Consider the following 15800-nt stretch of genomic DNA (forward strand, 5'->3'; position numbering starts at 1 on the left):
CCTGAACATAAAAGACAGTGTGCGCTATGACCAATCAATACACCTCCGATGCCATTGAAGTACTGAACGGACTGGATCCGGTAAAACGCCGTCCCGGCATGTATACCGATACCACTCGACCCAACCATATGGGTCAGGAAGTCATAGATAACAGTGTCGATGAGGCCTTGGCCGGGTTTGCAACTCGAATCGATGTGGTGTTGCACACAGACAACTCCCTTGAAGTCACTGACGATGGCCGTGGTATGCCGGTGGATATTCACCCGGAGGAGGGGATCCCCGGGGTCGAACTGATCCTGACCAAGCTGCATGCCGGTGGTAAGTTTTCCAACAAAAATTATCAATTTTCCGGTGGTTTGCACGGGGTAGGGATCTCTGTGGTCAACGCCCTATCTCGAAGAGTTGAAATCACGGTTCGCCGTGATGCCAAAGTCTATGAAATGGCTTTCGAGCATGGCGATAAGGTTGAGAGTCTCAGGGAAACAGGTACTTGTGGGCGCCGAAATACCGGCACCCGGGTACAGTTTTGGCCGGATCCCAGCTATTTTGACTCACCGAACTTTTCGGTTACCAAGTTGACTTATCTGCTGCGGGCCAAGGCGGTACTTTGCCCCGGGCTCAGAATTCGTTTCGCCAACAAACAAAACGGTGAGGTCCATGAATGGTTTTATGAAGAGGGCCTGACCGACTATCTGAAAGACTCCCTTAAAGAGGCTCCGGCTCTGCCACAAGAGCCTTTTGTCGGCAGTATTAAAACCAATCTGGAAGCCGCCGACTGGGCCATTACCTGGTTGCCTGAGGGCGGCGACAGTATCAGCGAAAGTTATGTTAACCTAATCCCAACGCCGCTTGGTGGTACCCATGTGAACGGTTTCCGTCAGGGACTGCTCGAGTCGATGCGTGAGTTCTGTGAGTTTCGCAACTTGATCCCAAGGGGGATTAAGCTCAGTCCGGAAGATATCTGGGACAAGGCCAGTTTTATTCTGTCGGTGAAGATGCAAGATCCGCAATTTGCCGGCCAGACCAAGGAGAAACTCTCCAGCCGCCAGTGTTCGGCATTTGTGTCGGGTGTGGTGCGTGATGCCTTCAGCCTCTGGCTCAACAGCAACACAGATCAGGCCGAACTGCTGGCCGAGATGTGCATCAATAACGCCCAGAAGCGTCTCAGGGCGGCGAAGAAAGTTGCTCGCAAGAAGGTCACTTCCGGCCCGGCGCTGCCCGGCAAACTGACCGACTGTACCGGTCAGGACCCGGCGCGTTCCGAATTATTTCTGGTGGAAGGGGACTCGGCCGGTGGCAGTGCCAAACAGGCCAGAGACAGAGAATTTCAGGCGATCATGCCGCTTCGGGGTAAGATCCTCAACACCTGGGAAGTGGAAGCGAGCCAGGTGTTGGCCTCCCAGGAAGTGCACGATATTTCAGTGGCCATAGGCTGCGATCCCGACAGCGACGATATTTCCGAACTCAGATACGGCAAGATCTGTATTCTCGCCGATGCCGACTCGGATGGTTTGCACATAGCAACCTTGCTGTGCGCGCTGTTTCTAAAGCACTATCGCACCTTGGTTGAAAAGGGGCATGTGTATATCGCCATGCCGCCACTGTTCCGTATCGATATCGGCAAAGAAGTGTTTTACGCTTTGGATGAGCCTGAAAAGCAAGGCATTCTGGACAGGATTGCCGCAGACAACAAGAAAGGTAAAGTGCAGGTCACCCGCTTTAAAGGTCTGGGTGAGATGAATCCACTGCAACTGAGGGAAACGACCATGGATCCCAACACCCGTAGATTGGTGCAACTGACCATAGACGATGTCGATGAGACTGTGGCATTGATGGACATGTTGCTGGCCAAGAAGCGCTCAGGTGATCGCAAGTCGTGGCTGGAAACCAAGGGAGACCTTGCTCAGCTGTAATCGCCCTTGATGTGCCAATAACTATAAAACTTAAAGGCAAGGATATGATGAACCTGAATAACAGAGTCGGTATCGCGACCGGCGGAGGCTTGCTCCTGCTGGGAGCGGCGTTGCTGAGTGCGGCGGCCAATGCATCTCAGTCGATGATCATTACCGTGACCAAAGGCTTTGGTGTTTCTCTCTATGCCACAGATGTTGGCGATGCCAAGCAGATGGCAGTAGGAGATGAAGGTACCCTGTTTGTTGGTTCTCACAAGAGCGGCACGATTCACGCTTTGGTCGACAGTAACAGTGATGGCCGGGTCGATAAGCGTTACCTGATAGCCAAGGGCCTGGATTACCCGGAGGCGCTGGCCTTCCATAAGGGCGATCTCTATGTCGCTTTGGAAGACAGAGTCGTGGTGTACCAGGATATAGAGCCCAGGCTCAGACGTCCTCCGCGGGCACGGGAAGTCTATGATCAACTTCCGGGCAACGGCAGAAAGAGTGCCAGAGCCATGCGCTTTGGTCCGGATGGCAGGCTCTATATTGCTATCAGCGCTCCCTGCAATGTGTGTGAGCCCAGCGCTCCTTTTGGCAGCATCATTGCCGTGGATGTGAACTCCGGCAGTAGTCAGCAGATAGCGCTCGGAATACGCAATGTCATAGGCTTTGACTGGTCGCCACTGGATAGCCGTCTTTGGTTTGCCGATATGAGCCGCGACTGGATGGGGGATAATCTGCCACCGGATGAAATCAACCGGGTCGATGTTGCCGGGGCGCATTATGGTTTCCCTTATGTGCATGGCAAAGATGTGCAGGAACCTGCCTATGAAGAGCCCAAGAGCCTGAATATTACCAAGCCAGTCTATGAACTGCCGGCGCATGTGTCTCCTATGGGGATGCTGTTTTATCGGGGAAGCCAGTTTCCCGCCGAATATCACAACCAGATTTTATTGGCAGAGAACGGCTCCTGGAACCGTTCCAGTAAGGTGGGATACCAGATAGTGGTGTTGGAAACTGATGGCCGCAAGGTGAGCAATCGCCGCACCCTGGTGAGTTTTCTCGATGGTGAGTTTCCGGTGGCCAGGCCCCATTCACTGGCGATGGCCCCGGATGGCGCCGTCTATATTTCGGATGATCTGAAGGGAAACATCTACCGCCTGTACTACAAAGACACTGGTGCAGAAGATGCTGAATCTGAGTCGGACTATGCGCCGAAACCTGAACAGGAAAATGAATAATGAGTGATGCGATAGCCTTGAGCCTGGATGGCGTGGAGCAGATGCCGCTCAGGCGCTTCACTGAAGAGGCATATCTCAACTATTCCATGTATGTGATCATGGATCGGGCCTTGCCTCATATTGGCGATGGCCTCAAGCCGGTGCAACGGCGAATTGTTTACGCCATGAGCGAGCTGGGATTATCGGCGGCGGCCAAATACAAGAAGTCGGCCCGTACCGTGGGTGACGTGCTGGGTAAGTATCACCCGCACGGTGACAGCGCCTGTTACAAAGCCATGGTACTGATGGCGCAGCCCTTTACCTATCGCTATCCCTTGGTGGATGGTCAGGGTAACTGGGGGGCTCCGGACGATCCCAAGTCGTTTGCGGCCATGCGTTATACCGAAGCCAGGCTATCCAAGTTTTCCGAGGTACTGCTCAGCGAGCTAGGTCAAGGAACAGTGGACTGGGGAGTCAACTTCGATGGCACCCTGAAAGAGCCCTTGGTGCTGCCGGCCAGACTGCCGCATATTTTGCTCAACGGTATTACCGGTATCGCAGTGGGTATGGCCACGGATATTCCGCCCCATAATGCCCGCGAGTTGGCCAGCGCCTGTATCGAGCTGCTGGATAATCCCAAGGCCGATTTGCCGCGGCTGATGGAATTCGTGCCCGGGCCTGATTATCCGACAGCTGCCGAGATCATTACCCCGAGCGCCGAAATCGCCAAGGTCTATGAATCGGGCCGCGGCTCAATCAAGGCCCGTGCGGTTTACACAGTGGAAAACGGTGAAGTGGTGATAACGGCTTTGCCGCACCAGGCCAGCTCCAGCAAGATCCTCGAGCAGTTGGCGGCGCAGATGCAGGCCAAGAAGCTGCCCATGGTGACAGACTTGCGCGATGAATCGGACCATGAAAGTCCGGTGCGCTTGGTGATAGTGCCGAGATCCAACCGGGTCGATATCGAACAGATGATGGCGCACCTGTTTGCCACTACAGATCTGGAGAAGAGTTACAGGGTCAACCTCAATGTGCTCGGCCTCGATGGCAGGCCTCAGGTCAAGGGGCTCAAGCAACTCTTGAGTGAGTGGCTGGAGTTTCGAATTCATACCGTGCGCCGCCGTCTGGAATTCCGTCTGGATAAAGTCCTGGCCAGGTTGCATATTCTTGAAGCCTTGATGATCGCCTTCCTCAATATCGATGAGGTGATAGAGATCATCCGCTTTCACGATGAACCCAAGGCCGAACTGATGCGCCGCTTTGGGCTGACAGACAAGCAAGCCGAAGCGATTCTGGAGCTCAAGCTGCGCCATCTGGCCAAGCTGGAAGAGATGAAGATCCGTGGTGAGCAGGATGAGCTCGAAGCCGAGCGGGAAAAGCTGCAACTGCTGCTCAGTTCGGAACGCCGCCTGAAGACCTTGATCAAGAAAGAACTGCAGGCAGATGCGGAAACCTATGGTGATGACCGCCGCTCGCCACTGGTGGTGAGAAGCGAATCCAGAGCGTTGTCGGAGCAGGAGTTGGTGCCAACCGAGCCCGTGACTGTGGTGTTGTCTGAAAAGGGTTGGGTGCGCTGTGCCAAGGGCCATGATATCGACGCCGCCGGCTTGTCCTACAAGGCTGGTGACAGTTTCCTCTGCGCCGCGGCCGGCCGCAGCAATCAGCAATCTGTGTTTATTGACAGCGCCGGGCGCGCCTTCGCCACGGATACCCATACTCTGCCTTCGGCCCGTAGCCAAGGGGAACCTATTACCACCAGATTCAATCTGGCCCCAGGGGAGAGCATGGAGCATGTATTGCTCGGGGATGATGATAACTGCTTCTTGCTGGCGAGTGATGCCGGTTACGGCTTTATCTGCGCCTTTAAGGACATGGTGTCGCGCAACAAGGCGGGTAAGGCTTTGCTGACGCTGCCGGCCAATGCCAAGGCTTTAACGCCACGTAAACTGGACAAGTCCAGACCCAGTTCGATTCTGGCCATTACCAATGAAGGGCGGATGCTGATGTTCTCCATGGAGGCGCTGCCGCAGTTGGCCAAGGGCAAGGGCAATAAGATTATCGGCATCCCATCGGAGCGGGCGAAAAACCGTGAAGAGTTGGTGACTCACCTTTACCTGGTGCCGGAAGGCGCCAATGTCACCCTCTGGGCCGGTAAGCGTAAGCTGACACTAAAGAGCAGCGATCTGGAGCATTATCGTGGTGAGCGTGGCCGTCGTGGCGCCAAGCTGCCAAGAGGGCTGCAAAGGGTCGACAGTGTCGAAGTCAGTGTGGAGGAGCCGGCGCTGTAGCCTGGCCCAAAAGTAGTCCGGCTCAAAAGTAATCCGGCCCAAAAATCACAAAAGCCGCATCATGATGCGGCTTTTGTTTTTTACCTGATATATCAGGCGACTTCGTAATAATTGGGCTCAAGATCCAGCTGGTTTTGGATGATTTGCGTCGCCATCCGTACACACTTACCGCATTGATCACCCACCCCGAGGCGTTTTTTCACCTCGCTGAGGCTAACATCTCCCTGGCTGACTGCCTGCTTTATCTGGGTATCCGTAATTGCATGACACAGACAAACGTACATTTATCGGGCTCCGGTTACTGCTGGTAAGTGGACGTTATTTTTCAATACGCAATTCTAAATGAAAACCGTTATCAATACTAATAACGCTTGGATATATTTTAGAGTAGATCACCCTTGAGTTGGTTATTAGGGATGGTGCGAACAAGTCTCATGTGTGCTCTGCGTCGGCTTACGGGCTTGGATGCAAGGCGTGGTTCTTGCAAATGACTCTAGTCCTTTGCAAGAACTTCCTTAGGTCTTTAGTTAGCAAATAGCACCGCGCCCGGAGGAGTGGGCGCGCTAGAGGAAGGATTAGTAACCGCGGTCGAAGTACACCAGATTCTCCAGTGATTCGGCATTGAGATAGTGGTGATAGTTGCGGGCGAAGATATCGACCACCTGAGACGGGAAGCTGGGCGCCGAAATATGGGGAGTGATTACCGCATTGGGGCAATCCCAGATGGGGTGCAGCGGTGACAGCGGCTCCTGGGCAAACACATCCAGCACGGCTTTGAGCCGGTTTCTGCGGCCGAGTTCGACCACCAGGGCATCGAGATCTAGGGCGTCGCCGCGGCCTATGTTGAACAGTATCGCGCTGTCTTTGAGTAGTGCCAGTCTTTCTTTGCTCAGCAAACCTCGGCTCTCCTGAGTGCTCGGCAGAGTGTTGACGACCACATCGGCCTGGGGCAAAAGCTCATCGAGCTGGGCCGGGCTGATGATGCAATCAAAGCCCGCGACGGCCCTTTGGCTGCGGTTCATGCCCCAGACCTGCATTTTGAAGTGTTTGGCGCTGGCGGCCAGGTGCTCGCCGATGGAACCCGTGCCCAGGATCAGCATCTTCATCCCCTGCAGGGTGGCCAGGGGACCTGGGTGCCAGTATTTCTCCTGTTGCTGGTGATGATACAGCGCATGTTGGCGAACTTCGGCGAGCAGATAACCGAACACATATTCACTCATCAAGGGGCCGAAGATACCCTTCACATTGGTCAGCAGGTAGTCTTTCCTGGTTTTAGCGCCAAGCAGTTTATCGACACCGGCGAAAGTTGATTGTAGCCAACTGAGACTCTTGCCGTGACTCAGCAGCGGTTGGGCCAGAGCCGGTTCAGCCAGCCAGATATCGGCACTGGCGATATTGGCCGGGTCATCGCCCAGGATAGTAAGGCCAGGAAGTGATTTTTCTGACAACAACTGTCGATATTCAGCATTTTCCCGGGTGAGTAACAGCAGCTTGTATGCCATAGTATCAGTCCTTGTTGTTTTCGTTATTTTTATGGATTTTATATTTTAATGGATTCAGTTACGCAACTGCTGACCCAGCTGGGCAGTCAGCTCTATCCCTGGCTCAATGAGATAGCTACCGCCATGGTTGCCTGCGTCATTTTGGTGTTCGGTGCCGACTTCAACCGTTTTCTGCGCCGTAAGCTCGGGGCACGCAACTTTGTACTGCGCACGCTGATCTTTATTTTGGTCAACGCCTTTGGTTACGGCATGCTGATAGTGGCTCTTAGCCCCTGGCTCGCCAGGCAGCTGGTGCACCTACCGGCGCTGTGGACTTTACTCTTGGTCAGCGCCACTTTTATCTTTGTCGGCGGCTGGGCCCAGCGCAATAACCAGAGTTGAACACGCTAATCAGAGAGCATTCAAACGAATGATCATTCACTCAAACCAGTGGCGGTAGTCGGTTTGTGACTCCTGAGTCAATGCGGCGGCGGCTTTGTCTGGATAGTTGGCAAAAATACCATCTACCCCCAGCGCTGCCAGCGCCCTGATATCATCGGCATCATCTACGGTATAGACATACACTTTGGCGCCGCGCTGATGAGCATCGGCTACCAGTTCACGGTTGATAAAGCTGATATCCAGATGCAGTGACCAGGCCTTGAGCTCACTGACCACGGCGGCTTGGTTGAGCGCTATCCCCTCGAGCAGTGGCGCTACCGGTACGTCGGGCAACTGCTGTTTTACCTGTTTGAGCCAGAGATGATTGAATGAAGACACCAGCAGCTGCTCTGGCTGGTAGCCGAGTTGCAGTAGCTGAGGGTATTGCTGGATAAAAGGCTCGACGCAACCCACTCCCTTGAGCTCTATGTTGACCGTCATGCGACCCTCGATAAGCTCAAGTACCTGGCGCAGGGTAGGGATAGGTTCTCCCTCGACCCTAAGCTGCCGTAGATAGCTGCTGCTTTGCTGCGCGAGCAGCCCTTTGCCGTTGCTCTTGGGGCTCAGGCGGCGGTCATGGAAGACCCAGAGCTCACCATCGGCATGATGTACATCCAGCTCAACTGCCTCACATCCAAGCTCTAGTGCCAGCGCCATCGCCTTAAGGGTGTTTTCCGGCGCATAACCACTGGCGCCACGGTGCGCGAAAATCAACATCTGCGATTAACCTCTGATAATACCGCTGGTGTCTTTGTTGTGCGTGTTGCTGATATGCACTTCGAGCTGAGGGTAAGCCAGCTCCAGCTGGTTCTCCTTGAGCTTCTTGCTGATCCGCTTGTGCAGATCGTGGCGCAGCGGCCAGCGGGAAGACATATCTTTGGCATAAGCCCTGACTTCATAGTCCTGAGTGTGTTTGCCGAAACCGGCAAACCAGACTTCCGGCTCAGGGGTCTCCAGTGCGTTCTCACACTCTTTCACCGCCTGGTAGAGCGCGGCCTCCACTCTAGCGGGATCTGAATCCCTGGCGACCGAAACATAGATGATCACCCGGGTAATGGGATCAGACAGCGACCAGTTAATTAGCTGCTCTGTGATAAAGGCCTTGTTGGGGATGATAATTTCTTTTCTGTCCCAATCTATGATGGTGGTCGCGCGGATTTTGATCTTGGATACCGTACCTGTAAGGTCGCGAATAGTGACGGTATCGCCGATCCGCACCGGCTTTTCAAACAGTATGATAAGGCCCGAGATAAAGTTGGCGAAAATCTCCTGCAGACCAAAACCCAGACCCAGAGTCAGCGCTGCAATCAACCATTGCAGCTTGGACCACTCCATCCCCAGGGTGGCGAAGCCGATGACGATACCGATAAAGACCACCAGGTAACGGGTCACTGTGGTGATGGCAAAGCCGGTTCCCGGGGAGAGATCCAGTTTTTGCAGTATCGTCAGCTCCAACAAGCCGGGCAGGTTGGTGGCTATCATCATGGAAAAACCGACCACAATGGCACCAAATACCAGTGATTTCATGGTGATGGGCAGCGGTTGCTCGACTCCGCCTATTCCGGTAGTCGTTGTAGTCCAAAGAGTAATGCCATCGAGGAAGCTGAATAGGGCGGTATGAGTTTGGGTCCACAGGCCGACCAGGCAGGCGAGAAACGCCAGCAGCAGCAGGGATCTCACCAACCCCAGTGATTGGCTGGACATGGTTTCCAAATCGACAACCGGCTCTTCATAGGTGTCCTGATGATCGTTGTTGCTTGATGAGGTATCACCTTTTTCCCGCTGCGCCAGACGCTCGGCCCGGCGGGCCTTGGCGCGATCGAAGGCGATGCGGCGCCTTTCAATCAACATCCAGCGTTTCAGCAACTGGTACAGCAACAGAAAGCCGAGTCCCAGCAGTAAAGAAAGCTGCAGCTGCAGCAGCATCTGGAAGGCGGTGAAGTAGTAGCCTCTGAATGCCAACACGGCACTCAGGGGGGGCACCAGCAACAGCAGTAGCCACAATAGCTTTTGCAGCAGGCGCTTATTCTTGTCGTCCAGATGGCTTTCACGATAGCGACGGGACAGAGTCAGTACGTCTCGATAGAGCATAAACAGCATGATACAGAACAGAATAAAGGCGCCACGGCCTATGCTGTTGCGCACCAGAGAAGAGTCGAGAATTTCGGTAAAGCCCATGACGCCCACCAAGGGCATGGTCATGATAACAAAGCGGCGAAAACGCTGCTGGCCCTGGCGGATCACCTCTTGCGGCCGTTTGAAATGGCCTATAAGCAGGCCCTTGTCCAGTGCCAGCAGATAGATGAAGCGATAGAGCTGGTACAGGCTGCCTATGGCCAGTACACCCATACCTATGGCTTGAATGAGGTTACTGTCGGACTGCAGCATAATCAAGCCGGCAGCCACTATGGGAAAGGGTTTGAACAAGCTGTAACCGGCGCTGATTAGCAGCGCTTGGATGGTGTAGATGAACTTATCCTGGGTCACCTTGCCGACCGGCGCCTCACATTCGCGCATCATGGTCTTGAATCTGGGGGTGAGAATATCCTGTGCTACCAGACACAACACCGCCAGGATGATCCACCAGGACCAGTATGGACTCAGTTCGGTCAGCCCCTGCTTTATTTCCGGTAGGTCGGTTTGTTGCCAGAGCCAGAGACTGGAGCGTTGCAGATCCGTCAACCACAGCTTGCTGATGCTGTAGGCATTGGGTACCCAGAACAGGTGTTCATTGAGGGTGGATTTGAGCCGCTGATAACTGTCGGTGAGCAGCTCATACTTGCTCTTGAGCTTGGCCAGTTCACTGAGATAAGTGTCATAGCCTTTCAATAACTGATTCAGCAAGGCCTGTTGTGATTCAAGCAGCCGCAACTGAGATTCATTGTTGTAGGCCTGGGTCGTTAGCAGTTGCTCATTGGCGGCAAACTGCTGCTCAATCTGATAGCGATTGAGTCTGGCATCGGCTATCTGGGTCTGCAGGTGCTCTTGGTTGGGGGGCTTTGGCAGTGACTGCAGTATTTGCAAAAAGCGCTCACCGAAAACCGGGTTCATCTTGACCCAGCTTATTTGCTCCTTGATGTTGTCCAGTTGCTTGCTGTGGGACTGATCCTGCTTCTCCGCCTGTTCCTGCAGGGCTATGGTCTGCGCCGTCTGCTCAGTCAATTGCTGCAACTGCTGACCATATTTTTGGTTGGCCAGACTCAGCTCTGTGGTCAGGCGATCGCGGCCATTAGCCTCGGCATTGAGGGTTTCGGCCAGTGTGGCATTGACCTGCTGCTGCCTGGCATCGGTAATGGCGCGGTTAAGCTGTTCGATAAGCAGCTCTTGTTGCTGCAACTGCTTGCGTACCAGTTGCAGTTGTAACTGATGCAGTTCGCGCTTTTGTTGGCTGATTGCCAGTTCGCTTTCCAGCGTGGTGAGCTGTTGCTCCAGCAATAACAGCTGCGCCTGTTGCAGCACTTTGGCGGCATTGTCAGTGGCCACTGCCTGGGCCTTTTGCTGTTGCAGCAGCGCCTGTCTGATTTTGACTATTTCAGCAGGTAATTCGCTGTGGCGTTTGAGCATGGCGCTGTTAGCCTGGCTTAGGCTGGTTTCACTCTCTTTCAGTTCGGAAAGGCGCAGGTAGGCCATGGAGGCCTGCTGATCCAGATCCTGATGGCGTTCGGGCTTAAGTGGTGCGGCGGCTTCCTGCAGCAGATCATAAAGATGTTGGCGCCGGCTTTCGAAATTAAGTTGCAGTTCCTGATAACTGCGGTTGGTGTCGGCAAGCTGCTGAATGCTCTTTTCCAGCTGCGCCAGTTGTTGCTCCTGCGACAGGGTTTCAGTGTTTTGTTGGTTAAGACCCAGACGTTTATCCAACCCCAGTGGCGAGTTGGCCTGGGCGGAGGCGATAAAAAGACAAAACAGCAGAAGGCAGGCTCGAACCATAGTTAAATTCAAAGAGTTAAATTCAAAGAGTTAATCGACAGCTCATCTTAGCTAAGTTAAGCGGGTTTTGATATGTCAGCCAAGGTTCTTTTTCGGGGCTTGTGATTTGTGACTCTGTGATGTTTCAAACAAGGCGGTAGCTACCACCAGAGTGCCACCGATAGCGGTTGTTAGCGTCAGCGATTCATCCAGTAGCAACCAGGCGAGCATGGCGCCATAGAAGGGTTGTAAGCAGGAGACTAAACCGACAGTTTTGGCGCTCAAGTATCTGAGTGCCGAAGTAAACAAGGCATGGGGCGCCGCGGTAAAGACGACTCCCAAAAGCAGCAGCAATCCCCAGGTTTGGTTGCTGATGTCTCCGGCATCAAGACTGTGCCAGGGGGCCAACACCAGCACGGCCACCGCTGTTTGGTAAAACATCGCCTGCTGGCCGCTGTAGGCGGTGAAGTAGCGTTTGTGCAACAGGTTGCGGGCGGTGAACAAGATGGCGGAAATAATCCCAACCAGGATCCCAAGGGTAACGTCGTTGCCCAATGACGGCTCGGGGATCAGCAGAATCACCCCCAGCAGTACTGCCAAACCGCTGACAAGATCTCTGAGGTGCAAGCGACTGCCGGTAAACCAGGGTTCGACCAGCACTGTCATCACGGGATAGGTGAAAAAGGCTATCATGCCGATGGCGACAGAGGAGAGTTGCATCGCCGCAAAGTAGGTCACCCAATGGAGGCTGACAATCACCCCAAGTAACAGGGCAATAAGGTAATCTTTGCCGCGCAGCAAGCGCAGGCGCTGACGGCTGAGTTTAACCAGCAGCGCCAGAACTATGGCGGCGATAACGCAGCGCAGCAGAGTGATATTGAGGGCGCTCAAGGGAATAAGCCGGGAGAACAGGGCGGTCCCCCCGAACAGGAGTACCGCCAGATGCAGTTCTGTCAGGCCTGTACGTGCTTGCCCCTTGGCAGACAAGTTCAGTCCTCTATTTTGGCAAAAGGTGCACCCATACGGGTTACGGCACCTGGCTCAACACCATCGGCAAATTCATCCAGGGCGTCCTTGGCAAACAGCATGACTACAGTGCTGCCCAATTTGAAGCGGCCCATCTCGGCACCTTTCTCCAATGTGATGGCATCCGGCCCTGTGGTGGGGTATTCCCAGGTAAACACGCGTTTGCCTGTCGGCGGCGTGACAGTACCGGCCCAAACGGTTTCTATGCTGGCCACTATGGTTGCGCCGACCAATACCATGGCCAGGGGGCCAATCTCGGTTTCGAATATGGCGACCACTCGCTCGTTCCGGGCAAACAGTCCAGGTACATTGCGGGCGGTCAACGGGTTAACCGAGAAGAGTTCGCCGGGCACATAAGTCATTTTCGACAGAGTGCCTTTGATGGGCATATGGATTCTGTGATAGTCCTTGGGCGCCAAATAAATGGTAGCAAAGTCACCATCTTCGAAGCGTTCGGCGTCTTTGGCTTGATTCCCCAGCAGGGTCAGAGCCGAATAGTGGTGGCCTTTGGCCTGAAAAATACGGCCGTCTTCAATGGGACCACACTGACTCACGGCGCCATCGACCGGGTGCACTATATATTCTGAGTCCTGATACAGAGGGCGTGCGCCGTCTTTAAGGGCGCGGGTGAAAAAAGCGTTGAAGCTCTTGTAAGCTTCAGGCTCGCTTTGGGCCGCTTCTGACATATCTATCTTGTACTGTTTGATAAACCAGCGAATAGCCCAGGTGGTCAGCTTGCCGGCTTCGGCCGCTGCCAGTTTCCCTACCAGGCGGGACAACAGGTGTTTGGGCAGCATGTACTGCAGTGCAATCTTCACTTTATCCAATTTTTGCTTCCTTCAAATGGGCTTTGCCAGCTTAAATGTCGTCCATGCCGGCGCGGAAGTGGCGGGCGTGACGCTGTTCATCCAGACTGGAGATAATTCTGTGATAATTGTTGAATCTGTCTTCGGCAATTTTGCCTTCCTCTACCGCTTTACGCAATGCACAGCCGGGATCGTCCAGATGTTTGCAGTCGCGGAATTTACAGCCGCCGAGAAAATCCCGGAACTCCACGAAGCACCAGCCGACACGGTCGGCAGGTAAGTGCCAGAGGGCAAATTCGCGAACCCCGGGTGAGTCAATCAGATCGCCGCCGCTGGGCAGGTGAAGCAGTTTGGCCGTGGTGGTGGTGTGCTGACCTAGGCCTGAGTTTTCCGAGACTTCTCCGGTTTGTAACTGCGCCTGTGGTAGCAGGGCATTGATAAGAGATGATTTACCTACCCCGGATTGCCCGGCGAATACACTGGTTTTGCCTTGCAACAGGGTTTTCAGTTGCTCTATCCCTTCAGCGGTTTTACTGCTGACTTTATAGACCGGGTAGCCAATGGCGCGGTACCGGGCAAGGGCGGTTTCCACTTCAATGGCCTGAGTCTCGTCCAGCAAGTCGACCTTGTTGAGAATGATCACCGGCGGGATTTCTGTGTCTTCAGCCGCCACCAGATAGCGGTCAATAATCTGGGTGGTAAAGCTGGGCAGCACAGATGAAACTATAAAAATTTGATCTATATTGGCGGCAATGACTTTAACGCCATCATAGAGGTCGGGCCGAGTCAGTGACGAGCTACGCGGGTGGACGGCTTCAACCACACCGGCGACGGTAGTTTGCGGATCGGTCGCCAGACGTACCACCACTTTATCGCCGGTAACCAGGCTGCCTATGGTGCGGCGAAGATTACAACGAACCAGTTGGCCATCATGGGTTTCAATATCGGCATGCTGGCCGAAACGGGAAATAACCGTGGCCTCCAGCTCGGGGCCGAGTGAGCTATCTTGTATTTCAGGAGCAGCCTCAGCAGCGTTTTTCCCACGTTGCAGACGCTTCTGATGATTGGCTTTCATACGGCGCAGTTGGCCATGGCTCAATGGTTTCTTTTTACTCACAGGCAGCTCTTCGCGGTATAAGGTGATTTTGTGTCTTGGCAAAAAGCAGTATGATACACGCTCTTAAATAAAAAAGCCTGAATTTAGGCGAACTGGAACGGTGGGCTGAGCTATGGTTGCGGATGCAAATAACCTGATTTGGATCGATCTCGAGATGTCCGGGCTGGAGCCTGAAACCGATAGGGTATTGGAAATAGCCACCTTGGTTACAGACAAAGAGCTTAACATTATCGGCGAAGGGCCTGTGATAGCAATTCATCAGAGTGACGAAGTGTTGGCTGCCATGGATGATTGGAATCAACAGCATCACGGCGCTTCCGGGTTGATTGAGCGGGTAAAGGCCTCCAAACACACAGAGGCTGACGCCATAGCCGAGACCATAGCTTTTTTGAGCCAGTACGTGCCTAAAGGTGTGTCTCCCATGTGTGGCAACAGTGTTGGCCAGGACAGACGCTTTCTGAACAAGTATATGCGTGAGCTGGAAGATTACTTCCACTACCGCAATATCGATGTCAGTACGGTTAAGGAACTGACCAAGCGTTGGCAGCCGGAAATCATGAAGGATTTCAAAAAGCAAAATACTCACCAAGCGTTGATGGATATTCAAGAGTCGATCGCCGAGCTGAAGTTCTATCGTGAGCGAGTATTTAAAATTTGAGCGATCGGACGATAAATCTGTTTCAGGGGGTTGCAGCAGATGGAAATTTCCATATAATGCGGCCTCACCTTTCCGCTGGCGGTAACCAGTGTGAGTAGGTAAAGTGGTAAGAGTTTACAGTTTGATGCGACATTAGCTCAGTTGATAAAACAGAAGGTCGGTACCTTTGTTGATTGTCAATTTAGATGATGAAGCTGATAAGTGATGCGACATTAGCTCAGTTGGTAGAGCGGTACCTTGCCAAGGTACAGGTCATCGGTTCGAACCCGATATGTCGCTCCAAATTCCAGACACCCACTGTCTTTAAATGTGGATGCATTATTGCAATGCGACATTAGCTCAGTTGGTAGAGCGGTACCTTGCCAAGGTACAGGTCATCGGTTCGAACCCGATATGTCGCTCCAAATTCCAGACGCCCACGGTCTTTAAATGTGGAAGCATTATTGCAATGCGACATTTGCTCAGTTGATAAAACAGCAGGTCGGTACCTTTGTTGATTGTCAGCTTGGATGATGAAGCAAACAAGTGATGCGACATTAGCTCAGTTGGTAGAGCGGTACCTTGCCAAGGTACAGGTCATCGGTTCGAACCCGATATGTCGCTCCAAATTCCAGACGCCCACTGTCTTTAAATGTGGACTTAAGTGATGCGACATTAGCTCAGTTGATAAAGCAGAAGGTCGGAACCTTTGCTGATTGTCAATTTAGATGATGAAGCAGATAAGTGATGCGACATTAGCTCAGTTGATAAAACAGAAGGTCGGTACCTTTGTTGATTGTCAGCTCGGATGATGAAGCAAACAAGTGATGCGACATTAGCTCAGTTGGTAGAGCGGTACCTTGCCAAGGTACAGGTCATCGGTTCGAACCCGATATGTCGCTCCAAATTCCAGATGCCCACTGTCTTTAAATGTGGACTTAAGCGATGCGACATTAGCTCAGTTGATAAAACAGAAGGTCGGA

12 protein-coding genes and 4 tRNA genes are annotated in these 15800 nt (G+C 53.3%); 9 read left to right on the forward strand and 7 right to left on the reverse strand.

Annotation, left to right across the window (positions count from 1 at the left end):
• The first annotated feature begins 26 nt into the window (after positions 1-26).
• Genes parE through parC form a run of 3 tightly spaced genes read left to right on the forward strand, consistent with a single transcriptional unit; the run spans position 27 to position 5403 of the window.
• Positions 27-1913, forward strand: coding sequence for a DNA topoisomerase IV subunit B (gene parE / locus WKR14_RS03405; protein ID WP_101054947.1), 1887 nt, complete (start codon positions 27-29; stop codon positions 1911-1913).
• Positions 1914-1960: 47 nt separating this feature from the next.
• Entirely contained in the window at positions 1961-3136 is a 1176-nt protein-coding gene (locus WKR14_RS03410) for a PQQ-dependent sugar dehydrogenase (protein ID WP_101054969.1), read from the forward strand.
• A complete protein-coding gene (parC, locus tag WKR14_RS03415) occupies positions 3136-5403 on the forward strand; it encodes a DNA topoisomerase IV subunit A (protein ID WP_339087368.1) in 2268 nt (755 codons plus the stop codon). Before WKR14_RS03410 ends, parC begins: the two co-directional genes overlap by 1 nt.
• 92 nt (positions 5404-5495) lie before the next feature.
• Here the strand turns inward: parC and WKR14_RS03420 are convergent, their stop codons facing one another.
• Entirely contained in the window at positions 5496-5687 is a 192-nt protein-coding gene (locus WKR14_RS03420; RefSeq protein ID WP_025009364.1) for a bacterioferritin-associated ferredoxin, read from the reverse strand.
• Positions 5688-5978: 291 nt separating this feature from the next.
• Positions 5979-6905 carry a D-2-hydroxyacid dehydrogenase gene (locus WKR14_RS03425; RefSeq protein ID WP_339087369.1) on the reverse strand — a complete coding sequence of 309 codons (927 nt, stop codon included), beginning with the start codon at positions 6903-6905 and terminating at the stop codon, positions 5979-5981.
• A 48-nt stretch (positions 6906-6953) separates the two neighbouring features.
• Between WKR14_RS03425 and WKR14_RS03430 the strand changes: the two genes are divergently transcribed.
• The gene (locus tag WKR14_RS03430; RefSeq protein WP_339087370.1) at positions 6954-7286 is read left to right on the forward strand and encodes a DUF3392 domain-containing protein; all 333 of its coding nucleotides are present in this window, start codon (positions 6954-6956) and stop codon (positions 7284-7286) included.
• Positions 7287-7322: 36 nt separating this feature from the next.
• Here WKR14_RS03430 and WKR14_RS03435 read toward each other — a convergent pair whose 3' ends face one another.
• The 5 genes from WKR14_RS03435 to rsgA form a co-directional block, all read right to left on the reverse strand.
• The gene (locus tag WKR14_RS03435; RefSeq protein WP_101054953.1) at positions 7323-8042 is read right to left on the reverse strand and encodes a glycerophosphodiester phosphodiesterase; all 720 of its coding nucleotides are present in this window, start codon (positions 8040-8042) and stop codon (positions 7323-7325) included.
• 6 nt (positions 8043-8048) lie between these two features.
• On the reverse strand, positions 8049-11252 hold the full coding sequence (locus WKR14_RS03440) for a mechanosensitive ion channel domain-containing protein (protein WP_339087371.1): 3204 nt from the start codon (positions 11250-11252) through the stop codon (positions 8049-8051).
• Positions 11253-11327: 75 nt separating this feature from the next.
• Positions 11328-12218 (reverse strand): DMT family transporter, encoded by an 891-nt coding sequence (locus tag WKR14_RS03445; protein ID WP_404829456.1) that lies wholly within the window; start codon positions 12216-12218, stop codon positions 11328-11330.
• Between the two features lie 2 nt (positions 12219-12220).
• A complete protein-coding gene (asd, locus tag WKR14_RS03450) occupies positions 12221-13084 on the reverse strand; it encodes an archaetidylserine decarboxylase (RefSeq protein WP_101054959.1) in 864 nt (287 codons plus the stop codon).
• A 31-nt stretch (positions 13085-13115) separates the two neighbouring features.
• Positions 13116-14180 (reverse strand): small ribosomal subunit biogenesis GTPase RsgA, encoded by a 1065-nt coding sequence (gene rsgA / locus WKR14_RS03455; RefSeq protein ID WP_101054961.1) that lies wholly within the window; start codon positions 14178-14180, stop codon positions 13116-13118.
• 112 nt (positions 14181-14292) lie between these two features.
• Here rsgA and orn point away from each other — a divergent pair, with 112 nt between their 5' ends.
• From orn to WKR14_RS03480, 5 genes are all read left to right on the forward strand, one after another.
• Positions 14293-14838 (forward strand): oligoribonuclease, encoded by a 546-nt coding sequence (gene orn / locus WKR14_RS03460; RefSeq protein ID WP_025009371.1) that lies wholly within the window; start codon positions 14293-14295, stop codon positions 14836-14838.
• 206 nt (positions 14839-15044) lie between these two features.
• Positions 15045-15120: transfer RNA gene (locus WKR14_RS03465), tRNA-Gly, on the forward strand.
• Positions 15121-15166: 46 nt separating this feature from the next.
• Positions 15167-15242 (forward strand) — tRNA-Gly (locus tag WKR14_RS03470).
• 126 nt (positions 15243-15368) lie between these two features.
• Positions 15369-15444, forward strand: a tRNA-Gly gene (locus tag WKR14_RS03475).
• A gap of 202 nt (positions 15445-15646) precedes the next feature.
• Positions 15647-15722: transfer RNA gene (locus WKR14_RS03480), tRNA-Gly, on the forward strand.
• Positions 15723-15800: the final 78 nt, after the last annotated feature.

Source organism: Shewanella chilikensis (genome assembly GCF_037953065.1).
Lineage (GTDB): Bacteria > Pseudomonadota > Gammaproteobacteria > Enterobacterales > Shewanellaceae > Shewanella > Shewanella chilikensis.

Bases quoted from the DNA above. Each gene is read 5' to 3' on its own strand.
- parE (WP_101054947.1), top strand. From the start codon at position 27: ATGACCAATCAATACACCTCCGATGCCATTGAAGTACTGAACGGACTG.
- WKR14_RS03410 (WP_101054969.1), top strand. From the start codon at position 1,961: ATGAACCTGAATAACAGAGTCGGTATCGCGACCGGCGGAGGCTTGCTC.
- parC (WP_339087368.1), top strand. From the start codon at position 3,136: ATGAGTGATGCGATAGCCTTGAGCCTGGATGGCGTGGAGCAGATGCCG.
- WKR14_RS03420 (WP_025009364.1), bottom strand. From the start codon at position 5,687: ATGTACGTTTGTCTGTGTCATGCAATTACGGATACCCAGATAAAGCAG.
- WKR14_RS03425 (WP_339087369.1), bottom strand. From the start codon at position 6,905: ATGGCATACAAGCTGCTGTTACTCACCCGGGAAAATGCTGAATATCGA.
- WKR14_RS03430 (WP_339087370.1), top strand. From the start codon at position 6,954: ATGGATTCAGTTACGCAACTGCTGACCCAGCTGGGCAGTCAGCTCTAT.
- WKR14_RS03435 (WP_101054953.1), bottom strand. From the start codon at position 8,042: ATGTTGATTTTCGCGCACCGTGGCGCCAGTGGTTATGCGCCGGAAAAC.
- WKR14_RS03440 (WP_339087371.1), bottom strand. From the start codon at position 11,252: ATGGTTCGAGCCTGCCTTCTGCTGTTTTGTCTTTTTATCGCCTCCGCC.
- orn (WP_025009371.1), top strand. From the start codon at position 14,293: ATGGTTGCGGATGCAAATAACCTGATTTGGATCGATCTCGAGATGTCC.